This is a genomic window from Paenibacillus sp. JZ16 (assembly GCF_015326965.1).
Taxonomy (GTDB): Bacteria; Bacillota; Bacilli; order Paenibacillales; family Paenibacillaceae; genus Paenibacillus_AQ.
The window spans coordinates 5,939,577-5,963,473 of record NZ_CP017659.1 but is presented as its reverse complement, the minus strand read 5'-3'; the positions used below and the strand labels follow the sequence as shown (position 1 = coordinate 5,963,473).

The following is a 23,897-nucleotide window of genomic DNA, read 5'->3' as shown; positions in this document are numbered from 1 at the left end:
TCTGAAGCTTATACTTTCTTAACTCTTAAAAATAATCTTTCAGAATTGGGGTGAATTGGATGCTGATTAGGATCCTTGCCGTTCGAAGTAGCTAGGCCCGGTCTATCATACTGGACCGGGCCTAGCCAGAATCACAGTAGCAGGCTGCGAACGAATAAGAGACGATCTGTTTTCAGCATCCCATTTTATCTCAAATGGAAGGTGAACAATATAAATGAATTCACAGGAATACAAGCAGTTTTATGATATCGTAGGGGCCTTAAACGGCTGGGACTTCAGCCAGCTCAGATGTATCTCGGAGGGCGTGGAGTGGAATTTTTACGATGAGGTAAGCAAGCGGTGCACATCATCCGATGTTGTGCTTGATATCGGCACTGGTGGAGGAGAGAGCTTGTTGTCCATCGCCTCAAAGCCGGCATTGCTAGTTGGAATCGATCTTTCCCATTCGATGATAGAAACTGCCCAGAGTAATAAACGGAAGGCTGCAGCTTCCAATGTACGCTTTATGCAGATGGATGCAGAGTCGCTTCAATTTCCGGAGGCGTTTTTCAATCTGATCTCCTGCAGACACTCCCCTTTTCGTGCATCAGAGGTGGGGAGAGTACTGGAAGAGGATGGCGTGTTTTTGACGCAGCAGGTTCGCGAATCTGATAAAGCCAATCTGGCTCAAGCCTTTGGCAGAGGGCAATCCTCCCGTGAAGACGGTGCCTTAAAGGATCAATATATGGAGGAACTTCGGCTTGCCGGGTTCCGCAATATCCAATATGCCGAATACGATGCGGATGAATACTATGAACGTGAAGAGGATCTTATCTTTTTGCTGAAGCACACGCCCATTATCCCCGGATTTGGACAGGAGGAATCGGATTTTCGCATCCTGCAGCAGTTTATCAGAGACCATCGCACAGATCGGGGAATCCGGACGAATTCCGCCCGGTTTATGATCGTGGCCCGGAAATAACCGGCCCCTCTGGCAATCCATAATCCGCAGCATCCCGCTGTTAAACAGAAAAAGCGCAAAGGGACGAGACCTTGGCGCTTTTTCTTATGCACAACAGCTTCGGATATCATCCCTTTGATGAATAGGTTCCCCTCCACATAAAAAAGCAAGCCCCCCCGCAAAAGGAGGAGCTTGCTTTCGGTATGGTTATCTTCGCATCCACGAAGGAGCAATATTAGCCGTTAACCAGCAGTTCTTTCAGCTGCTTGATCTGCTTACGCTCGCCCGCAAGCACCAGCGTCGATCCCGCTGTCAGGATGTCATCCGGACCCGGATTGATTTTCTGCTCTTTCTTGTTCACAATCGCTAATACATTAGCACCTGTACGTTGACGAACCTGAAGCCCCGCAATGGATTGTCCGACGCTTTTGTAATGCGGCTCGATGCGTGCCCATTCGATGATCAGATCCTCGAGTGTCACCTCGATGGTCTCGAGCGCTTTCGGTTTATACGTCATGCCGCCGATGATGCCGGCGATTTGTCTAGCCTCATCATCCTCTAATGTAATCTGGGAGATGGTCTCCTCAGGATCGTCATCTTCAAAATGGTACAGCTCTCTTCGGCCATCGTCATGAATAACAATAACCAGCTTATCCCCTGATCTCGCCTGAATAAGGAATTTCTTACCGATACCCGGCAGGTCAGATTCGCGAATAATACTCATGTGAAAATCCTCCGTTCTGGGGTTAATTCAATCTCTAGATTATATAGATTAGTTGGAAGAAAGTAAATCAGCCCAGCAGCCTTACGCCTTCCTTTTTTTTACTTTCTCCACAGGCTCGCTCCATTTGAATATTTTATTCGCTCCGCGGTAGATACGTTTTGACTCCTTGGCTAGAAGAGGACCAAGAATCGCAAGAATCAGAACATAGAGGGCCGAGAATGGTTTCAGCATAGCCGACAGTCCGCCGGCTAGTCCCAGATTCGCAACGATGATCGTGAATTCCCCGCGAGCCATAATGGTCAATCCGATGTTAAGCGACGATTTATGCGATAATCCGGCCTTCCGGCCCGCTATCATGCCTGCGACCAGGTTGCCGATAATGGTCAATACCACGGCGCCAAGAGCAAGCCATAGCGCATTCCCAAGCGTGGTCGGGTCGATGCCGAGACCGAAGCTGAAGAAGAAGATGGCTCCAAAAAAATCACGGAATGGAATGACCAGCTGCTCGATCCGTTCGCTATGATCCGTCTCCGATAAAGCCAGTCCGAACAACAGCGCGCCGATCGCTTCGGCTACGTGCAGTGTCTCCGAAAACCCGGCAATAAAGAACATCGACGAGAATACTACGATAATGAAAATCTCGCTGGACGTAATATTCAGCAATTTGTTAAGTATAGGCGGGCCTTTTCTCGCAATAACAAAGAACAACAGCATGTAACCTATGGAAATGCAAACCGAGATGATGGTTGCCCCTATCGATGTAGCCCCGCCTAATAATAGTCCCGACATAATCGATAAGAACACGGCAAGAAAAATATCATCGAACAAAATCATGCCGAGAATGAGTTCCGTCTCCGCATTCCCTGTGCGCCGCAGATCCACAAGAACCTTAGCGACAATGGCGCTGGAGGAAACCGACAGCATCCCTGCAATGATCAGCGTCTCGTACAGAGGCATATTGATCACGAAACCGTAAGCCACACCCAGTACGAAGTTCAATACTACATATACGGTTCCGCCTACCACAATGTTTTTTCCGGATTTGATCAATTTTTGAACGGAAAATTCAAGACCAAGGTAAAAGAGCAGAAATAGAATACCGATCTGTCCCAGAAAATCGATGATCCCCTGGCTCTCGATGAACTTAAAGTCAAGAATCCCTATCGTTGGTGCATGCGGACCGACAAGCATCCCGAGCACAATCAAGAACGGTATGATCGAGAACTTGAGCTTTCCAGCAATTACGGAGGCTATAGCAACCAGCATCAGAGCAGTTCCAACCTCAAACATCATATGGTCCATAGAAGACCTCCTCCTCCTCAAATTTGACTTCTGGCAATCATTTCTATTATACATAAAAATGCATACATTTACAAAGTAACAGCAGTATTCTTGCTTGATAACCCAATAAATGCTATATTCATTCCATAATGGACAGACTTAATTTTATTAGTGATTTTATGCTTTCCAAAAAATATAAATTATATCCAAATACTCTACCTCACGAATGGGAATGAATATTTATGCATAATAATGAATACTATACCAGGTGAAAAAATACATATATCGCGAAAAAAAACGACCTTGTGGCCGATCCCCTTTCTCTTTACCCACACAAAAAAGAAGCCCGGTGGCTGCAACCACGGGGCTTCCGGCTATTTTCGGATGATTATTTAAACCAACCTTTTTCTTTAAAACGCGTAATCGCTTCGATCCGGTTACTGACACCAAGCTTATCAAGAATAACGGAAATATAATTCCGGACGGTGCCCGTTGTAATAAACAGCTGATTGGCAATTTCCTTCGTGTTCTTGCCGTCCGCAATCAGGCCCAGCACTTCCTTTTCCCGCTCCGTCAGCGGATTCTCTTCGCCGGAATACGCTTCATCCACCAGCTCGGAGGCGTATATTCGTCTGCCGGCCATAATGCTCCGAATGGATGCCGCCAGTTCCTCACTCGGGCTGTCCTTCAGGAGGTAGGCGTTGGCGCCGGCCTTCACGGCACGCTCAAAATACCCCGGCCGGGCGAAGGTTGTCAAGATCATCACCTTGCAGCCAGAGCCCTTTAGTTCTTCAGCCGCTTCAAGTCCGTTCATCATCGGCATCTCAATATCCATGATGCAGATATCCGGTTTATGAAGTTTGACAAGCTGTACGGCATCCTTCCCATTACCTGCCGTCCCGACCACCTGCATATCTTCTTCCAGATCAAGCAGTGAGGCCAGGGCTCCAAGCAGCAATCGCTGATCTTCGGCTATGACAATTCGGATCATATTCCCGCCTCCTTATCCGGCATTCTGAGCACATTAGGTACACGTAGGACCAGCGTAGTCCCCTCGCCGGAAGTGAACTCCATGCTTCCGTTTACGAATTCAAGCCGTTCTCTCATTCCCCGCAGTCCATTGCCGCGGTTTCTCGCATCGGTCACGAACCCTGTTCCATTGTCCTTCACCCTCGCAATCAGATCCGTTTCCGTGGATTCGATCACAATGGAGCAAGCCGTGGCATTGCTATGTTTCACTATGTTATTCACGGCCTCTTTCAGGCACATGCTGATCACATTTTCATTCATTAACGACAGATTTTCCGGCTCCAGCGTTCCCTCAAAGGTTAATTCAATCTGGGCAGCCTTTAGAATTTGCTGAATGCGGAAAATTTCATCCGTAAGCCGGGTCCCCCGCATCCGTGTCACCATCTCGCGCACTTCCTTGAGTGCCGTTCTGGCCGTCTGGCGTACATCGTTGATCTCGGCCTGGGCTCTCTCCGTATCCTGCGTCATCAATTTACCGGCCAAATCACTTTTGAGGCCAATGAGAGACAGCTTCTGTCCGAGCGTATCATGCAAATCGCGGGCAATCCGCTGACGCTCCTCCAGCTTCACCAGTTCCGAAATCCGTTTGTTGGCATCCTCCAGCTGACCCTGCAGCTGATCATTCTTATTCCGGTTATAGTTCGTCACGGGCAGCAGAATCACCCCGACTACACTGACAAGCACAAATGGCAGCTGTGTGATAAAGAACGGATTCCGCGTTAACAATCCATAATTGACCGTAATGATGGTCGTGACCAGATGGATCGAATACAGCGTGATAAACCCGGCCTTGTTCTTGATGTTCCCGATAAAAAATGCGAGGAACAACGAGAAATAGATATACCCGAATACCAATGACATCGTAATCGATATCAGAATTTGCAGACTCGTCCAGAAGTAGACGAGCCAGCCTTTGGCCAGAAATGAAAGCACGTAGAAAGCAAAGAACATCAGGATCATCAGCGTACCGAATACGACCTGATAGGTAGAAGTCGACCGGAAGATGAAATAGAACGGAAGGATATAGAAGACGACCCATACATAAGGGCTCAGCCCCGTACTTTTATGAAATATCTGATACCATTTCTGCATGGAGTCCCACCTTCTGTCGGTTCTAGCTTTGTCCTCATTTCTGTATAACGCACCCGTTATTCTTATTTATTCCTATTATAACCTCATAACCGCAAGGAATTACTCGCCCTGAACTCTGGGTCTGCTGCTCGCCAAGCTCTTCTCGGCTTTTGCCAATACCGATTCCTTCGGTTTTCGAAGCGACTTCTTTGCTTCCTTAAACGTGACAAACACCTTTTTCTCTTCATCCCACAGACGGAAACGAATAGATTTCAAACTGGTTTTGAGTGTAATCGTTGTTGCCTTTTGCAGCGGAGGAGCAGCTTCATGCGCCTTCTCCAGGTTGTAATTAGGAACCTTCGGGCTCAGATGGTGAACGTGATGGAAGCCGATGTTACCCGTGATCCATTGCAGAACCTTCGGAAGTTTGTAATAAGAGCTGCCTTCTACGGCTGCATTGATATAACTCCACTCTTCATCATGCTCGTAGTACGTTTCTTCGAATTGATGCTGTACATAGAACAGCCAAATGCCAAGCATTCCCGACACCATGAAGATAGGAGCTTGAACGAGCAGGAAGGCCTGCCATCCGATCGCCCAGCACAGCAGTGCATACAGTGCAACAATCGAAATATTCGTTATATAGTTACTGATTTTCTCCTTGCGTCTCGCACCTTTACGGTTAAAACGGTAGGATACCAGAAATATGGCGATGGGACCCAGTCCGAACATCACGATCGGATTACGGTATACCCGGTAGTATAAACGCTGCCAAAAAGAAGCCGCTCCATACTCTTCAACGGTCAATACCCACATATCGCCGATTCCCCGCTTATCGAGATTGCTGCTCGTCGCGTGATGAATCGCGTGCGTGTTCTTCCATTGCTCGTAAGGGCACAATGTAATAACGCCTGTAATCGTACCGAGAATTTTGTTCGCCCGGCGGCTTTTAAAGAAAGATCCGTGACAACAGTCATGGAATATGATAAACGTCCGAACAACAAATCCCGATGCAATAATCGCTATGGGCATGGTCAGCCAGTATGATACGGATAAACTTAAATAGGCTGCATACCACAGCAATATCAAGGGAACCAGTGTATTGAAAAGCTGACCTATACTCGCCTTTGTGTCAATTTCTTCATAAGGGGCAACGTTCTTTTTCAAGCTGGATAGTTTGTTATCGGATTTAGCCATAGTTGTCTTCCTCCTCGAAATGGCGCAAGGACGTTATACATGCATCACGCACTTGTCTAATCTAATTATAGATAGAATGTCACGCACGTCGTAGTCATAAACGTCATTTCGGGAGTATGACAAATATCATATATCGGTCCGGGAATCGGCCGGAAACCGCAGTCCTACCTGGCGTCTGGCCTCCTGCATGATTTCGGCCGTAATGAGGGAGTTGGCATGGGTATTGATTGCACTTTCCCGTTCGCCGCATTGGATTAAATCGATAAATTCCCGGGCTTCATAATACATCGATTCATGGGTCTGCAGCTGGGTCACGTTCTCAATGGTGCCGTCTCTGTAATGAATCTTCACATCATAAGGCTGATTGATCTTGTCGATAATCATCGTGCCGTTCTCGCCCTGGATTTCGGCAGGGGCATAGGAATCGCTGATCTTGGAGTGCATGATCACGGCATCCATCTCGGGATAGGACAACAGCAGGCTGCCCTCGCCATCAACCCCGGAGGATAGCATATAACCGGAAGCTTTGACGGAGTCCGGTTTGCCGAACAGGGTGACCATCGGATACAGGCAATAAATCCCCAGATCCATAAGAGAGCCGTTGGAATATTCGGGGTTAAACGCATTGAGCACCGTCCCCTGCTTGAAAGCATCGTAACGGGAAGAATATTGGCAATAGCTTGCAAAATAACGCCGAATCGGACCCAGCTTGTACAGGTTGTCCCTAACGGTCTTGAAATTCGGCATCAACGTCGACTTCAGGGCTTCCATGAGCAGAACGTTGTTATTCTTCGCTGCTTCTATCATGGCGGACACTTCGGCTGCGTTAGAAGCCATCGGCTTCTCGCACAGAACATGCTTCCCGTAGTTCATGCATAATATCGCCTGATCTACGTGATAGGAATTCGGACTCGCAATGTACACTGCGTCAATCTCGTCATCCTGCAGCATCGTCACAAGATCCGTATACACTTTGGGATCCGCGTACTTCGCCGCGAAAGCCCTGCCCTTCTCTTCCGTACGGGAGTATACGGCAGCAAGTATAAATTCTTCCGTCTCCAGAGCAGCTTGGAGAAACCGCTCGGTAATCCAGTTTGTGCCGATAACGGCAAAACGGATGTTCATCCCTAATCCCTTCCCTTCTCATCTGATAATAAGTGATCTTTCACATTACGTTACATCCATCCTTCAAAAGTCGAAATCCGCTCGCGTGCCGAATCCGGAATCGGCGTACTCTTACCTGTCGCGGTGTCGATGAGCACAATGGTTCCGCGACCGGCTGCTTTTAAGGTGCCGTCCACCACGATCGCATACTGGACGTCCATGGAGGAGCGCCCGATCTCAGCCACCCGGACATGAAGCTTAAGCGGGTCCTTCAGATACAATTGAGCAAGATACTGGCATTCCAGATCCGCAACCACCGACACCTTTTGTTTGCTGAACAGATCCTCGGTCAATCCCAGGTTCTCGAAATACTCAATGCGTCCCTGCTCAAAATACATGAAATAACTGACGTTATTGACATGACCCAGCATATCCGTTTCGCAGTACCTTATCTTTATCGGAATTTCAAAGTGAAACGTGTCCAGCCAAGCCTTGGGATCCGGTTGTATGAAGGTTGTTTTTTTCATGATGAGTCCCCTTTCTCTCTGTAAGAGACAAATGTATGTACAATTAAATCAGTCTTCTACAAGGATAGTCAATACAAGTTCAGTCCGTCAACTACCTAACCAAATCGTGGATAACCTGCCAGAATGCAGCCGGATATGAAAAAAGACCACCCACTCCAGAGCGAATAACCGGAGGGATGGTCTTGATAAGGATGAATGGAACAGGTTGGTCAAAATACGTGCCGCTTAGCCATCAATGTCTCTTCTTATAGTAAGTTAAGGCAAGCGCCAACGCCAGCACCGAGCCCTTCACGATATCCATTGCATAATACGGCACGGACAGCATGATCAGACCGTTTTGCAATATGCCGATCAAAACGGCGCCGACAAAGGTCCCGAGCGCGTTCGGCTTGCCGGCTCCGAATACGGAGTATCCGATGAAGGTCGCAGCGACGGCATCCATCAGATAAGGTCCGCCGGAGCCCACCTCGGCCGTCATGACGCGAGCCCCGAGAATAATCCCGCCGATGGCGGCAAACAATGCGGAGACCAGGTATGCAATCAAACGGTATTTGCTCACCGGAATCCCGGATAAAGCTGCCGCTTCACGGTTGCCTCCGATCATGTACATATACCGTCCGTGTTTGGTATAGGTCAGGAACAGATGGACCACGAGGACCACGAGCACCATGATGATAATGATCCATGGCACCTGCCCGATCTTCTCAAACACCGCCGGAATTTTACCCGTGGCAAAATCTCCGCTCGGCAGGATCATATTCTGGGAAATGGTAGCGCCCCGGGTATATGTCAAGGCAATTCCCTGGAAGATAAACATCGTCGCCAGGGTCATCAGCATGTCGTCGATCTTGAAATTGATGACCAGAAACGCGTTGATCAGCCCGACGGCTAGACAGAACAGCAGCGTGAGGCCGATGCCGATGCCGATATTTTGCCCATGCCAGACGAACATGGAAATAACCAGCGCGTTCGCCAGTGACGCCGTTGAGCCGACGGACAGGTCAAAGCCGCCCACGGCCAGCGATACGGTCAGTCCCACGGCAATAATCGTCACGATCGAGATCGAACGGAGTATGTTAATAATGTTGCTTGTATTCAAAAAGTTGTCGGCGACGGTCCCGAATACGAGAATAAGTGCAAATACCGTGATCAACGTGCCGTATTTATATAGAAAATCAAAAGCGAAACTAGCCGCCGGCTTCTCCTTAATTGGTCTTGCTGTATTCATGTTAATCCGCCTCCTGTGCAGTAAAGCAATAGTTCCTCTTCGTTGGATGACTGCGTCGTCAGCTCCTTCGTGATGCCGCCGTCATACATCACATACACCCGATCCGTGATGCCAACGATTTCGGACAGCTCGCTGGAGGCGTACAGCACGCACTTCCCCCGCTTGGCCAGCTCGGCCACCAGATGAAAAATGTCCCGCTTCGCGCCAACGTCAACCCCTTTGGTCGGCTCATCAAAAATATACACATCGGCGTCGACCAGCAGCCATTTGCCGATTGCCACCTTCTGCTGGTTGCCCCCGGACAGGTTTCTCACTCGGGCCCGCTCGTTCGGGGTCTTAATTCCGAGCGACTCGATAATCTCCCTCGCCGCCCGCTTTTCCTTGCTGAAGCTAAGCCAGGATCCCCATCTGGAAAAACGGGACAGCACCGCAGCCGTTAAATTGACGGACACCGGCTCTTCCACGAAGACGCCTTCGCGTCGGCGTTCCTCGGGGACCAGCGCGATGCCATGCGAGACGGCATCGTGCGGCGAGCGGATGCGGAGCTTATTCCCGTTCAGCGTGATCTCGCCGGTTGATGTGTCGGATGCTCCGAATATCGCCCGGCACAGCTCCGTTTTCCCTGCCCCGACCAGCCCGGCCAAGCCGACGATTTCTCCCTTGCGTATGTGCAGGTCAACACTGTTGATTTTGCCTGGGTCGAACATGTTCTTCACCTCGAAGCAGACGGAGCCGATCTCTCGCTGGCTATGGGGAAACTGCTGCTCCATCCTGGAGCCCAGCATGTACTCCACCACTTTGGGCTGGTCGATATTCGCAATGCGGTCACTCTTCACCAGCTGACCATCCCGCATGATCGTAATATCATCGCAGATTTCATACAGCTCCGGCAGGCGGTGCGAGATGAAAATAATGCCAACCCCATCCTGCTTCAGCTTGCGCACCAGCTTGAACAGCTGATCTGTCTCGCTGTGGCTGAGCGGCGCGGTCGGCTCGTCCAGAACCAGAATCCGGCACTGCTTGGAGACGGCTCTTGCGATCAGCACCATCTGCTTCTCCGCCAGCGTCAGCTCCGAGATCAGCTTCTTGCCGGGAACCCGGATGTTCATCCGTGCAAGAATCGACTCAGCTTCCTGATGGAGCTCCTTCCAGCGGATCAGGTGCCGCTTGCCCATATCGTGAACCGTCCGGTCGAGCATAATGTTCTCTCCGACCGTCAGGTTCGGAATGAGCGCCGTATCCACCTCTTGATAGACGATCTGAATACCCAGATCCTTCGCTTCCTTCGGGGAACGAATGTCTGCCTTGCTCCCATCGATCCAGATCTCGCCCTCATAATGGTTGTAAGCACCCGATAGAATCTTCATTAATGTAGATTTCCCTGCTCCATTCGCGCCAATTAATGCATGTGCTGTTCCTGCGACCGCCTGAAAGTCAACATCGATTAACGCCTTAACGCCTGGAAAAGAGATTGAGATATGCTTCATTTGAAGTAAGGGTGCCGAATCCGACACGTCGGTCGATGTGGCAGTTGTTGGCTCCATAACGCTTCGCAAGTGTATTCTTCCCTTCAAATAGGATAGGGCGCCCTTATCGATGACCGACAAGAGCGCCTGTATGAATAATGCTGTTTATTTGCCGCTTGCTTCTTTCAACGCCTTCATCCAGTCCTCTTCGAATTCGGTGCTCGTCCCCCAGCTAGGGATAATATCCGCCAGGTTGACCATGTTGACTGCTTCGGCTGCACCCTCAAGGCTGGAGCGTTCGATCAATACAGGCTCCAGATTGACCGTGGCAGGCGTTTCCTCGCCGGCAATCTTTTTAGCAAGCAAACGGACGTTGATCGCGCCGATCGTTTTCGGATCTACGGCTGCGGTGGCCACCCAAGGGCTGTCCGGCTTCTGGATCAGCTCCAGGTCCGCGTTGGATACGTCGATGCCGTAAATCTTGACCTCGGTGCGTCCCGCTTCCTCCAGCGCTCTGGCTGCGCCGATGGCGAACGCATCCCAGGTTGCGAAGATCGCATCGATTTCGCCCTTCGGATACTTCGTCAGGATGGCGGATACCGCATTTTGCGTTTCCAGCGAAGTCTGGTCGCTCGCCACGCCGAAACGCTCCACTTCCTTGATGCCCGGATTGTTCTTCAGCGTTTCCTGGTATACGGCATTACGTCGTACCATCGGCGGGAATCCGTCCACCCAGAGGTAGACGATGTTGGCTTCCGGCCCTTGCTCTTCGACCAGCTTGTCCAGTGCCAGCTTCGCCAGCTGCTCATCATCCTGCGACGTCTGGGTTACCCCTGCAATGTCGCCGATCTCCGGCAAGGAGTCAAAGGTAACGACAGGAATTCCTTTATCCGTAATCTTCTTCACGTCTTGAACGGATGCGGGATCATCTCCGTGCGAAATGATAAATCCATCGTAATCGCTGTCAATGGCTTGGGCGATCGCATCGTGGAATTTAGCGGAATCCCCGTTCGCCGAGAAGGTATCTACCTTAAACCCGAGAGCCTCGCCTTCCTGCTTCGCGCCTGCCAAAAATTGCGCCGTATGATCATCGCCCCCGATTTTCCGGACGACCATCAATTTCACCGGATCCTTCTCGGCAATGCCTGCCGGCAGGTTCTCGACCTTGTCCGCCAGATTGCCTGCTCCACTACCGCCGCCGCTGCCCGATTCAGCACAGCCGGTTAAGACAATCATAAACGCTAGCACCAGCGCGGTTAATTTCCTTACGTGTTTACTGCCTTTCATGTTCTCTCTCCCCCTGTTTTCCGTTAAAAGGACTATACTAATTAATACAAGTAATCCTATAGGATTTAATTAGAGGCGTCAACCCTTATTTTCTCGCTTTAATGCATTACACCACAATGGCAAAAAAAATGAAAGTTATTTCTAACTCTCGTTCTGCCTTCGGGACGCTTTCATTCCAAACGCCAGCCCCATTTGATATGTATCGGTAGCGGCTCGCTCATATTTCATATCCCGTGCAAATCCTATCAGAAAAAAAGAGCTCGGGAAGGCAGTGATTCACCCCCCGAGCTCTTTACCCATCCTAATCGATCAGCTCACCCAAGCTTATCCTGCAGCATTTGCATTCCGCTTTTCGCTGACAAATGAATTAATCCAAACGAACGCCCATCGTTTCAAGCCAAGCCTTCGCGATCAACCCGTGTCCGGCCGGTGACGGATGCACGCCGTCCGGCGCCCAGTAGGCAGCTTCGCGGCGCGCCGACGCCGCAGCAAACAATCCGTCCAGCGGCACAAGCAGCGCCCCGTATTCCACTGCTAATTCGCGAACGGCCGTGATTTTCGGATCCAGATCCTCGCGCCAAACTCTGCGATCCTCCGGATGCGGCAGCACGAACGGCTCAACCAGAATCAGCTTGGCGTCAAGCGCCCCTTTGGTGCGTTCGATCAATTTACGGTAGCCGGCTTTGTAATCCTCGGTGCTTGTCGGGTCCCCGCTATCATACCGGCGCCAAGTGTCATTGATTCCGATATAGATGGATACCCAGTCCGGTTTCAGGTCCAGGCAATCCTCCTGCCATCTAGCATTCAAGTCGACGACCCGGTTTCCGCTGATCCCTCTATTCAAAAAGGTTACGTTTAACTCAGGAAATTTCATGCCGAACAACGAGTCGATCAATAGCGGGTATCCGTTCCCCAAGCTGCCGGAAAAGTTCCGGTCGCGACCGCAATCCGTAATGCTGTCTCCTTGAAATAATACGACATCCCCTTGCTGCAAACGATTCATTCCACTTCCTCCTCATCGGTATGTTGCTAATGTACGTACAATTGGAAATCCGTAGGCTCATTTCTCGTGAGAACGCTTCCTAGCATTAAATATTTGCCATGCAGGGCTCAATTCCTTTTTATGTACCATGCAAATCGTCGATTTATGAGCGAATTTTTTGGCATGACTCATTGGAAGAGAACAACGTGTATCTACGCATCTTCTCAGGAGACAGTCCGCTTTAAGCGGAAGCTTTTCTTGTGAGATGAGGATGCTAATAAGTATCTGAAGTTTATTCTTATTTACTCATATAAAAACCTGCCCCAAAATCGGGACAGGTTCTGTTATAGTTCGCTTAAGCTCCGGTTGGCATAGCCACCCAATGGCCTTCCGATACTTCCACAAGCTCCGAATGCTCGAGGTTATATTTGTCCTCACCGGTGCGCTCTTCCAGCAGTACTCGTTTCTTCTTGGATTCGATCTTCGGATCGGGTACCGGAATCGCCGCGAGCAAGGACTTCGTATAATCATGCTGCGGATTGGAGTACAGCTCTTCGCTTTCAGCCAGCTCCACGATTTTGCCCATATACATAACGGCAACGCGATCGCTGATATGCTTCACCATCGACAGGTCGTGCGCAATAAACAGATAGGTCAAGCCCAGACGATGCTGCAGTTCCTCCAGCAGCTTCACGATCTGCGATTGGATCGACACGTCGAGCGCGGAGAGCGGCTCATCACACACGATGAATTTCGGCTCCACCGCAAGCGCCCGGGCAATCCCGATTCGCTGGCGCTGGCCTCCGGAGAATTCATGCGGGTAGCGCGTGGCATAGGCCGGATCCAATCCGACCATATCCAGCAGCTCCTCGACCCGTTTCTTCCGCTCCTGCTTACTGCCGGTCAATTTGTGGACATCCAGCGCTTCGCCGATAATGTCCACCACCTTCAATCTCGGGTTGAGCGAGGCATACGGATCCTGGAAAATCATCTGCATATGGCGCCGCATGGCCTTCATTTCCGAAGGAGAAAGTCGATTTACGGACATTCCTTGATACAGCACTTCTCCGCCTGTTGGCTGGTGAAGGCGAAGGATGGCTCGTCCCGTCGTCGATTTTCCGCTGCCGGATTCCCCGACAACCCCGAGCGTTTCCCCAGCCTGAATGTGAAAGCTGATATCATTCACCGCTTTAAGCACATTACCTTTGCCCATATCAAAATACTGCTTCAAGGATTTAACCTCTAACAGAGGTCCCTTGTAATCCGTGCTTGGCACGATGATCGGCGCGGGCTTCGCTTTCTTCTTCTCGTCCAGGCGCGGAAGCGCGTTTAACAGCTTCAAGGTGTAGGGATGCTGAGGGTTCTCGAAAATTTCCTCCGTCGTTCCCGTCTCGACAATCACGCCGTCCTTCATTACCGCCACACGGTCGCACATGCCCGCAACAACGCCGAGGTCATGCGTGATCAATATAATGGAAGAACCGAAGCGCTCCTGCATATTTTTCATCAGATTGAGGATCTGGGCCTGAATGGTTACGTCAAGCGCCGTCGTCGGCTCGTCCGCGATCAGCAGCGCAGGTCTGCACGCCAGGGCGATGGCGATCATCACCCGCTGCCGCATGCCGCCCGAGAACTCGTGCGGATATTGATTATAACGCGCTTCGCTGTTCGGGATGCCGACCAGCTTCAGCATCTCAAGCGCCTGCTGCTTCGCTTCCTGCTTGGACAGCTTCTGGTGTTTGACCAGGCTCTCTGATATTTGTTCCCCGATTCGGATCGTCGGATTAAGCGAGGTCATCGGATCCTGAAAAATCATCCCGATATCGCGACCGCGGATGCTCTCCATCTCTTTCTCGGTTTTCTCCGCCAGGTTCTGGCCAAGGAACAGAATCTCCCCATCCTTCATATAAGAAGGCGGGGAAGGCAGCAGCCGCATGATCGAGCGTGCGGTGACGCTTTTGCCGCTTCCCGATTCCCCAACGATTCCGAGCGTTTCCCCTTTCTTCACTTCAAAGCTGACCCCACGCACCGCGTGAAATTCTGAATCACGGGATTGAAAGGCTACACTCAAATTTCTAACCTGCAATATCGGTTCCAACTCTGCTCACCTGCCATTATGCGTTTATGTCATTAAAGTAATATCATCTACAACTCTTATAATCTATTGACTTTTAAAATAGGCTAAAATAAAATATACTATATCACTCGGAATAATGCAATTTGAAACAAGGAGGAAAGGCAGCTTATGGGGGGGACAGAAGCAGCAAGACCAAACAGACTCATAGGTTCGATAAGCAGCACATACAGTAAGATCCTTCTGAATCCTTCTTATAGATACTTACTATTATTATTGGGAGCGCCCGTGAATCTCGTGGTCTTCCTATTTTATTTGGTTCAGAGAAAGAAGGACGACTACGCGGCGGCTGAGAACCGCATACGCAGCGAGATGCTGGCTGCCGGAGATCTGGAGGCCCTTCACTCCGAGATTATGGAGCAGCAGGAGCGCAAGCACGACTTCTTCAAGCAAAAAGTCAATGAGGGGCAGCTTCGGCAGGAAGTCGACAAAATCGTAGAAGCAAGATTCCGGGAAGTCCTTAAGGAACGGACTGTCAAGGAACTGAAACTGAGCAACCGGAAACGGTTGACCATGGCCGATACGTTTGGTTCTCTCATCGAGAATCCGTTGTTCTTCATTATATCACTTATTCCGGGCTTGCTGATGTACATCCTTATTTTTTTGTACAGCAATCCTTACCTGAAATATATTCTGGAGAGACTCGTGATGACGATCTTCGTTATCTTCGGGGTAGCGGTGCTCGTCTTTACGATTCTCCACTTGTCGCCGTTCAACCCGGCGGCCAACATTCTGGGCGAGACGGCAACGCCGGAACAGATCGCGGCTTTTAACAAAATGCACGGACTGGATCAGGGCTATCTCACGCAGCTGTGGAACAACATTAAAGGAATCGCCTACTTCGATCTCGGCAAATCCTTCTCGGGCAATGAAGAGATTACTTCAAGCATCGCCAGAAAGTTCCCGATTACGCTGACGCTTACGGTCATTTCCCTGATTATCGCGATTGTGATCGCATTGCCGATCGGGATTATCTCGGCTACGAGACCAAATTCGTTTTTTGATTATACGTTTATGTTTATCGCGCTGATCGGGCTGTCCATTCCAAACTTCTGGCAGGGACTGATCTTCATCCTGAATTTCTCGATCAAGCTGCAGTGGCTCCCCGCCACCTTTAACCCTGAGAACTGGTTGTCCATGATCATGCCGGTGATCGTGCTCGGTACCGGACTTACCGCTTCGGTAGCGAGAATGACGCGCTCCTCTACGCTGGAGGTTATAAATGAAGATTACATGATCACGGCCAGAGCGAAGGGGCTCAGCAAGGGCACCATTCTGATGAAGCATGCTGTCCGCAACGCCATCATTCCGATCATTACGGTCATCGGACTTCAGTTCGGCGGAATGCTCGGCGGCTCTGCCGTTACGGAGAAGGTATTCAACATCAGCGGAATCGGCAGCTACATCGTCGATAAACAATTCATCCCTGACATCCCGGCCATAATGGGCGGCGTGGTATACACCGCCATTACCATATCGCTGGTGAACGTCATCATTGATATCTTGTACGCGTTCTTCGATCCACGGATCAGGTCCAAGATGAAACAATACTAAAGCAGGTGTACTCATGATCAAGAAGCTTCTTTCTAAACAAGAAACCAAACACCAGCTGAAATCCTCACACGAGTACAGTCAAGCCAGCTTCACATGGGTTATTTCTTTGACCTTAACGGTGATCCTGCTTCTGAACAGCTTTGATTTCACTGGGGGAACCATCAAACCGTGGGTGTTCGCCGCCTTTGCGGCATATGCATTGTTCACCATCATTCAGATCATCATTACGCTGTTGATCCGCAGAGATCTTCATAGCCAGGGAGAAATCCGGCGCTCGACAAGGATCCTGGGATACATTCAGCTGCTGAGCATTGTCACAGGAAATCTGTTTACCGTCACGTTCGGTTTCAATCTGATAAAAAAACAGAAGCCTCCTGAATATACCATTGCCGTCTACATGCTGTTAACCCAGCTGTTTGTCATTGCGGTCTCGGCACTGAATCTGTTTAAGCCTTACGTCTCGAATACATTCCTGCCAGCGATGGCCTTGCTTCTGATTATTGCAGTCATTCAGCTGATCGCGCTTATACTCGTTGCCCGATATGTTACAACGAATTCTGCACCTCCCCGGATGGCCTGGCTTGCCTTTCCGCTCATTCTGACTGCGGTGACGGGTAATATTTTTGCCTTGGTGCTCGGCATCAACCTGCTTGCGAAAATACGCAAGAACGGCAATCCGGCGATGACCCGCTGGGGCGACGTGTGGGTGAAGCTTACTGCCAACCAGGCGGCCATGTCCGGACTGTTCTTTGTGATCTTCCTATTCTGTCTGTCGGTAAGCAGTCTGTTTACCTTTGATTACAGCATCGCGATCGATAACAATTACAGTGCCATCCTGCAGCCGCCAAGCCTTGTGTACCCATTCGGTACGGACAACTTCGGCCGGGATTTGTTCTCCCGAATCGTATTCGGTGCCCGAATCTCGCTGATCGTCGGATTTGCCTCTACAGCGATCCCGGTTGTCATCGGCGGTGTTCTCGGTGCCATCTCCGGCTACTATGGCCGCCATACCGACAACATCATCATGCGTTTGCTGGACGTGCTGTACGCCATTCCGGGCATCCTGCTCGCCATTGCGATCATTGCTGCATTCGGAGCCAACACCGTCAATCTCATCCTGGCGCTCAGCGTAGGCGCAATTCCGACTTATGCGAGAACCATGAGGGCGAACGTGCTCCTGGTCTCCACCTTTGAATATGTCGATGCGGCCAGAGCTTTCGGCTCCAGCAATTTCTCGATTATATTCAAGCATATTGTTCCTAACTCGCTTGCACCCATGATTGTCAAATCTACGCTAACCATTGGTGCAGCCGTCATCTCGACGAGCAGCTTGAGTTATCTGGGTCTCGGCGTTGAGCCGCACATCCCGGAATGGGGGAATATCCTGAAGATCGGAAGCACGTATCTTGAGACGCATTCCTACTTGGCCATTTATCCGGGTCTAGCCATCATTGGGCTTGTCCTGTCCTTCAACTTCCTTGGCGACGGACTGCGGGATGCCCTGGATCCTAAACTGGATTAAAACTTTTCGTGCCCTCGGCACACTAACTATCGGTTTCAAAAAATATTTTATATATATACAACTCAGGAGGGTATCACCAATGAAAAAGAGTTCCTTGCTGTTACTGTTTCTCTCGCTAGTTATTGTACTGGCCGGATGCAACGTAACAACCAAAGATGATGCACAGCAAAATCAGCAAGAACCATCGGATACAGCTACAGACACATCCGCTGTTAATATTGAACTGCTTGGCATGAGCTCGAACGAATCCGATGTCAACATCATTCGCGACCAGCTCACGAAGAACGGCTTCAACGTGAAGCTGAATCTGCAGGCGGACTACGGCAGCTTCAAGGCACAGCAGGATGCCGGCAACTACGACATCGCGCTGTCCAGCTGGACTACCGTCACGGGTAACCCTGACTATGCCGTACGTTCCCTGTTCAAAACCGGCGGCGACTACAGCATCCTGTCCGACGAAGAAGTGGACAAGCTGATCGACCAAGCAGCAACGCAAACGCCTGAAGACGCTGTTGAGACTTACAAACAGCTGGAACAACGTCTTGTAACAGACAAAGCTTATATCGCACCATTGTACATCTCCTTGAAGAGCCAAGCGTTCAACAAGGACGTCCTGGACGAAAATTCCGTCCGTCTCTCGAAATCCCGTTCCCTTCCTTGGGAAGCCGTTGATTTCAAAGACCAATCCAAGCGTGCTTCGCAGCCGCTGATTCTGTCCCAATCGATCTCCGAACTGACTTCTCTTGATCCAATCAAGGGTAATGACGGTTCCATCAACATCATCAACACCAACATGAACGTACGTCTGATCAACCTGACCGATGATGACAAGATCACATCCGAAGGCTCGCTGTCTTATAACCATGCCATTGGCGAAGGCAACTCGGAGTATTACTTCATTCTTAGAGACGACATTAACTTTGCTAAAATCACAAACAAAAAGGCTGAAGATTCCGGCGAGCGCGTAGGCGCTAACGATGTCATCTTCTCCATGAACAGAGCCAAAGACAAAAATTCGGTACCGGATCACCGCACCTACACGCTTCACGAGCATATCAACACGGTTGAAGCTGTAACCGATCTGAGCGCACTGGAGAACACCAAAGTATCCGGTGGCAGCGAAAGCATTAAGGATGCGCTGGAAGCTGGCTTGGATACCAAGATCACTTCCCTCGTTGACGACAAGAATCAAGCAAGCACGAAAGACGGTAAATACCAAGTCATTAAATTGACGACCACTGAGCCGTTCCCGCAAGTGTTGAACTACCTGGCTCACCAATCGGCCGGTATCGTATCGAAGAAACAAGTGGAATCCATCAACACGTATGACGTTGAGAAATTCGATGTGAACAAAGACATCCCTTACGGCGACCAAAACACGGTAACCGAAGGCGACAAATATAACAACACGCTGTATGCCAGCGGTCCTTATATTCTGTCTTCCAAAAATGACTATGAAGCGACCTTCTTCAAAAACCCTGGCTACATGAAGGGCACCGAGCACGAACCGAAAATCGAGCAAGTGAAGGTGCGCTTTATCAAGGATGCGGACAGCACGCTTTCCGCACTGCGCAGCGGCGAGATTCACTTGTACTACGGCGTGCCTGAAACGAAATACGATGTGGTTAAAGGCGACAGCAAGCTGAAGCTGCAAACGATCGAAAGCAACGCCGTATCCTACTTGCTGTTCAACACGAAGAACCGTGATGTGGCAACAAGCGATGATCTGAGAAGAGCCGTGCTCTACTCCATCAACCAGGATGAAATTTTGACTTACTACAACAATAACAAAATCAAAGCCTACTCCACCGTCAGCCCAATCGTAAAAACCGGCAACGAGCTGGTGGCCGATCCGGCGAAGGTGAAGGAATTCTTGAGCGCATATAAAGCGAGCAAGTAAAAAAGAGGACGACATTAGCGAAAAGCTGATGTCGTCTTTTTTGATGCGAGGTTTATATGCGCCACTTAACTTCTGGCTCCCATATAGCATCGCAATGGGAGTAAGGAATTCTTTTGCATCGCTCCGGCTGTTTTTTGCATCGCTCCGCATGCGATGATTCTTCCGATCTCTGTTGCCCCCAGATTTCATGAATGAATGGGCCAGTGTAGAAATCCGGGTGCGGTTTACGCTTACGATGCAGCTTTCTTTCAGAAAGCTTTCGGGAGACCGCTATCGCTTCTCCAGAATCATTCCGCCTTCTCCGCTGGAGCAGTACCTTTAAGTAATGCCTTGTTGGCTCATGCTTCGATGCATCTCGTATACCATTTAAAAGGACGAAGGATAGCCGCGGCGCAGCCACTCTCTCCCTTTTTTGGGAGGGTGGTGAGAGGAAGCCGCCCCTGTAATTCACATATACAGGGGTGGCTGAACAGACGAAGATTGAAGGCTTGGATTACATGCGCTTGATATCATCTGCAAGCTCGGGCAAGCCCTTACCGAAGTAGTGATCGTCACCCTCGTATGTTCGGGTGACGGCTTGGGGCAGCTGCTTCGCGTAGTGCTGGGCATGCGCGAAAGGTACTACTGGATCGTGACGGCTGTGGTATAGAATTAACTTTGATATGTGCGGTAGCTTGGCTGCAAATGACTTGGATAACGTATACTCTTCATGCTGCCAATTCTCGTCCTTGCCCCAATAGGGGGCTGCGACCAAGAACAGTCCAGAGATGGTTCGCTTGCAGCCTTCTTCCGAGAGATATTTCAGTAGCACCGAGCCGCCTAGGGAATGGCCTATGAGGAAAAGCTCCTCATCCAGTTCCTCGATTTCACTAGCTATCTGCGCTTTCCACAGAGCACAATCCAGATTCTCGGGCATGCCTGGGGATATAACATGATAAGCTTCACCGAGCTGTTCTTGTAGATGGGCGATCAAGCCGCTGCTGCCTTGGTGAATACCTTGCGGGCCTGCACTATGGATGAACAAAACTTGTTTTTTCATGTTCAGCCTCCTTCCCGATCTTTGCTTATGGGGTATGAGCATGTCCAACAGGATGTGTACCAACCTAGAATAACTGATAGCAGCGTGCCGGATTTCTTTTCGTTTGCTGACATCCGACCTGTATCACAACCCATGGACCCTTTATCACATAACGGTATCCAGATCAAGGTGTCGACCCCCGTGATCACCCGCTTATGATTAAGCCAACAATGAAATGGTTAGCATCAAATTCATGGCTCCACTAAAGACAAACAAGCCGCCCCTTCACCAGAATCGTTTGAAGGGGCGGCTCTTTTTAGCGGATCTATTATGGTCTCTTTTTTATATCGCCAGCACCATCGCCTGGTCAATGCAATCAGCCATGGACCGAACCTCGACCTGACCTGGCTTGCCAGGTACGAATGCCTGCTCTCCGTTGTTTCGGCAGCTGAAGGAAACCGTCATCGGAATTCCCGGTATCAAGTCGAAGAAGTTATCGCTATAGAAGCCTTCCGCTTCCGACGACAGCCATACGTGGCGGGCAAGCACGTTGCTCTCCAGCACAAACGTGGTGCCGTTGCTTCCCTCGACCTCTTTCACGTGGATGGTCGGGCTATGCAGACGAAGTTGTTTGTCATTCACGAAATAGAATGTTTTGCTGTCCACCTCGTCTCCGTCCTTAAGCAATTGCGCCAACAGCACGACCTCGGCTGGATCATGTCCACGAAGCAGTTCCTCGTTCACAGCTCGGAACACAACGAGCGACGCTTGCTCTTCCGCACGGATCGATTGCTCCGATACATAGAGCTCTTTGCCGTTAAAATCGAATAACTGAACCTTAAGAGTCCCTTGGACCTCTTCTGATATGTCGGATACAAGATGGACCAGAATGTCGGAGTCCTTGGACTCGATCGACAGACTCACATCCCGGAAACTGCGCTTGGCCACATATTGCAGCGCCTTCCATCTGCCGAGATAATCCATGCCCGCCCACGAAGCGACTGGCCAGCAGTCATTCATCTGCCAATACAATGTACCCATGCAGTACGGTTTGTTGCGGCGATGGGCTTCAATCGCCATCTTCATTGCTTCGGCCTGCTGAATCTGGCTCATATGCAGGAAAGCTTCAAAATCCTTCGGCTCGTTATAATATTGATCCATATAAGTCTTGATCAAGCGATTGCCGGCACCGTTCTTCTGGTGCGCCAGCATAACCGTTGACTCCAGCTCCATATCGCCGTCTTCGGCGTAGGTACGGACCGTCTTCGGTTCCGGGAAGGACTGGAATCCGTATTCACTCATGAACCGGCCGACATAAACATTGTAGTTATCAAACGGCTCCGTATTATGCCATACGCCCCAGTAATGAATATCTCCGCTCGTTGTGGACGGATTGGCATGCTGCTCCTTGTCATGGCTGAGCGATACCAGCGGGGATGAAGGCCAATACTCCGCTCCCGGTGCATAACCGGTTACAGCCTCAGGCAGAATTTCGTGGAATACCTTTTCGTAGTCGCTCCAGATCTTCTCGCGGAGTTCTTCGGTATAGTCCTGCTTCCAGCCCCAGCCGCCCTTCTCTTCATAATGCGCCCATGCAGAATCAATCTCGTTGTTGCCGCACCAGAGCACGATGCTCGGATGATTCCGCAGACGGACCAGGTTCTCCTCCGCTTCCAGCCGCACGTTCTCCAGAAACGCCTCGTCGCCTGGATACATGCTGCAAGCGAACATGAAGTCCTGCCATACCATGATTCCATATTCATCACACAGATCGTAGAATACGTCCTCTTCATAAATACCGCCGCCCCATACGCGCAGCATGTTCATGTTGGACTCCGCTGCGGATGCGATTTCATGACGGTAGCGCTCTGCCGTCACTTCCGTTATGAAGCTGTCATTCGGGATATGGTTTGCCCCCTTGGCAAACACAGGCGTGCCGTTAAGCTCGATGTAAAAAGAAGTGCCGCGGCTATCCTGTTCCCGTACCAGCTTGACGGTGCGAAGGCCGGTTCTAACCTCTTTCCCTGCAACGATCCGTTCCGCTTCCACCAGCTCGGCATGGAACGAATACAGATGAGCCTCGCCCAGGCCGCGGCACCACCACAGCTTCGGCTCCGCAATCGCAAGATTTAATTCAACCGAGTGACGGCCTTCTTCAAGCTGTACCTGCTGTTCCCATACCTGACTGCCTGCGGTTACGCGCAGCACCCCTTGCCATGGTTGCCCCGCTTCGATTGCAGCTACCGCGGTAACTCTAGCCATGTCAGCAGTAATCTCATCCTGACGGATGAACAAGTCATCGATTCGCACCTCGGACCAAGCCTCAATCCGGGCTTCCCGCCAGATTCCGCTGGTCACAAACCGCGGTCCCCAATCCCAGCCATAATGATAAGGCGCTTTACGGGAAAATATGCTCAGTTTCTGATCGCCCAGGCCTCCAAGCTCAGACTGGTCATTTGTAGCCGGCAGCGGATATCCGAGCTTTGCAAGCTTCGGCAGATCCTCCTGGATAGGGGAACGGAAGCGAATGTTAATCACGTTGCCGGAAGTCTTTAGCTGCGATTTCACATCGATCCGCCATGAACGGAACATATTATCCGCGGAAAGCACATTCGTCCCGTTGATGAATACGTCCGCGTAGGTATCCAGGCCGTCAAATACGAGTTCAATGCGGGATTGGGCGCTCAAATTCGGATCCAGGTCAAATGTCGTCTCATACTCCCAATCCTTCTTGTCGATCCACTGTAGGTCATGCTCATTCGTTCCGTAGAAGGGATCCGGGATTTTGCCATTTTTCAGCAGGTCCGTGTGTACGCAGCCCGGCACCTGTGCCGGAAGCCACTCGGATTCGTCGCACGCTTTGAATTTCCATTGGTTTAAGGTCATAACGTTATGATTCATGATGTAGTCTCTCCATCTCTATATATTTATTT

Annotated in this window: 19 protein-coding genes; 5 read left to right on the top strand and 14 right to left on the bottom strand. The window is 50.4% G+C overall.

What is annotated here, in order from left to right:
* Nucleotides 1-214 precede the first annotated feature (214 nt).
* Nucleotides 215-961, top strand: coding sequence for a class I SAM-dependent methyltransferase (locus BJP58_RS26645; RefSeq protein ID WP_194541291.1), 747 nt, complete (start codon nt 215-217; stop codon nt 959-961).
* 214 nt (nt 962-1,175) lie between these two features.
* Here the strand turns inward: BJP58_RS26645 and BJP58_RS26640 are convergent, their stop codons facing one another.
* From BJP58_RS26640 to BJP58_RS26585, 12 genes are all read right to left on the bottom strand, one after another.
* A complete protein-coding gene (locus tag BJP58_RS26640; protein ID WP_194541290.1) occupies nt 1,176-1,664 on the bottom strand; it encodes a cation:proton antiporter regulatory subunit in 489 nt (162 codons plus the stop codon).
* An 81-nt stretch (nt 1,665-1,745) separates the two neighbouring features.
* Nucleotides 1,746-2,966, bottom strand: coding sequence for a cation:proton antiporter (locus BJP58_RS26635; RefSeq protein WP_194541289.1), 1,221 nt, complete (start codon nt 2,964-2,966; stop codon nt 1,746-1,748).
* Between the two features lie 367 nt (nt 2,967-3,333).
* Nucleotides 3,334-3,936: a response regulator transcription factor gene (locus BJP58_RS26630; protein ID WP_071221199.1), complete on the bottom strand. Its 603-nt coding sequence runs from the start codon at nt 3,934-3,936 to the stop codon at nt 3,334-3,336.
* Complete coding sequence (locus BJP58_RS26625) at nt 3,933-5,066, bottom strand: sensor histidine kinase (protein WP_194541288.1); 1,134 nt, start codon at nt 5,064-5,066, stop codon at nt 3,933-3,935. The genes BJP58_RS26630 and BJP58_RS26625 overlap by 4 nt, the downstream gene beginning before the upstream one ends.
* Before the next feature lie 99 nt (nt 5,067-5,165).
* Nucleotides 5,166-6,242, bottom strand: coding sequence for a Delta(5) desaturase DesA (locus BJP58_RS26620; protein ID WP_194541287.1), 1,077 nt, complete (start codon nt 6,240-6,242; stop codon nt 5,166-5,168).
* Between the two features lie 126 nt (nt 6,243-6,368).
* The gene (locus BJP58_RS26615) at nt 6,369-7,367 is read right to left on the bottom strand and encodes a Gfo/Idh/MocA family protein (RefSeq protein ID WP_194541286.1); all 999 of its coding nucleotides are present in this window, start codon (nt 7,365-7,367) and stop codon (nt 6,369-6,371) included.
* Nucleotides 7,368-7,417: 50 nt separating this feature from the next.
* Nucleotides 7,418-7,873 carry an acyl-CoA thioesterase gene (locus tag BJP58_RS26610; RefSeq protein ID WP_194541285.1) on the bottom strand — a complete coding sequence of 152 codons (456 nt, stop codon included), beginning with the start codon at nt 7,871-7,873 and terminating at the stop codon, nt 7,418-7,420.
* A 232-nt stretch (nt 7,874-8,105) separates the two neighbouring features.
* Complete coding sequence (locus BJP58_RS26605) at nt 8,106-9,101, bottom strand: ABC transporter permease (protein WP_071221204.1); 996 nt, start codon at nt 9,099-9,101, stop codon at nt 8,106-8,108.
* Entirely contained in the window at nt 9,098-10,645 is a 1,548-nt protein-coding gene (locus BJP58_RS26600) for a sugar ABC transporter ATP-binding protein (protein WP_233354777.1), read from the bottom strand. Before BJP58_RS26600 ends, BJP58_RS26605 begins: the two co-directional genes overlap by 4 nt.
* A gap of 87 nt (nt 10,646-10,732) precedes the next feature.
* Nucleotides 10,733-11,854 carry a sugar ABC transporter substrate-binding protein gene (locus tag BJP58_RS26595; protein ID WP_071221205.1) on the bottom strand — a complete coding sequence of 374 codons (1,122 nt, stop codon included), beginning with the start codon at nt 11,852-11,854 and terminating at the stop codon, nt 10,733-10,735.
* A gap of 367 nt (nt 11,855-12,221) precedes the next feature.
* Complete coding sequence (locus BJP58_RS26590; protein ID WP_194541284.1) at nt 12,222-12,857, bottom strand: SGNH/GDSL hydrolase family protein; 636 nt, start codon at nt 12,855-12,857, stop codon at nt 12,222-12,224.
* A gap of 334 nt (nt 12,858-13,191) precedes the next feature.
* Nucleotides 13,192-14,934, bottom strand: a complete 1,743-nt coding sequence (locus BJP58_RS26585) for an ABC transporter ATP-binding protein (protein WP_194541283.1) — start codon at nt 14,932-14,934, stop codon at nt 13,192-13,194.
* Between the two features lie 147 nt (nt 14,935-15,081).
* On the opposite strand from BJP58_RS26585, the gene BJP58_RS26580 reads away from it, so the two are divergent.
* The 4 genes from BJP58_RS26580 (at nt 15,082) to BJP58_RS33985 (ending at nt 20,268) form a co-directional block, all read left to right on the top strand.
* Nucleotides 15,082-16,524, top strand: a complete 1,443-nt coding sequence (locus BJP58_RS26580) for an ABC transporter permease (protein WP_194541282.1) — start codon at nt 15,082-15,084, stop codon at nt 16,522-16,524.
* A 13-nt stretch (nt 16,525-16,537) separates the two neighbouring features.
* On the top strand, nt 16,538-18,046 hold the full coding sequence (locus BJP58_RS26575; protein WP_194541281.1) for an ABC transporter permease: 1,509 nt from the start codon (nt 16,538-16,540) through the stop codon (nt 18,044-18,046).
* Between the two features lie 79 nt (nt 18,047-18,125).
* A complete protein-coding gene (locus BJP58_RS26570) occupies nt 18,126-19,946 on the top strand; it encodes an ABC transporter substrate-binding protein (RefSeq protein ID WP_194541280.1) in 1,821 nt (606 codons plus the stop codon).
* A 187-nt stretch (nt 19,947-20,133) separates the two neighbouring features.
* Entirely contained in the window at nt 20,134-20,268 is a 135-nt protein-coding gene (locus BJP58_RS33985; protein WP_267907841.1) for a hypothetical protein, read from the top strand.
* Nucleotides 20,269-20,439: 171 nt separating this feature from the next.
* On the opposite strand, the gene BJP58_RS26565 is transcribed toward BJP58_RS33985, so the two are convergent.
* Both BJP58_RS26565 and BJP58_RS26560 read right to left on the bottom strand, forming a co-directional pair.
* The gene (locus BJP58_RS26565) at nt 20,440-20,985 is read right to left on the bottom strand and encodes an RBBP9/YdeN family alpha/beta hydrolase (RefSeq protein WP_194541279.1); all 546 of its coding nucleotides are present in this window, start codon (nt 20,983-20,985) and stop codon (nt 20,440-20,442) included.
* A gap of 321 nt (nt 20,986-21,306) precedes the next feature.
* Nucleotides 21,307-23,865 (bottom strand): beta-mannosidase, encoded by a 2,559-nt coding sequence (locus BJP58_RS26560; RefSeq protein ID WP_194541278.1) that lies wholly within the window; start codon nt 23,863-23,865, stop codon nt 21,307-21,309.
* Between the last annotated feature and the right edge of the window lie 32 nt (nt 23,866-23,897).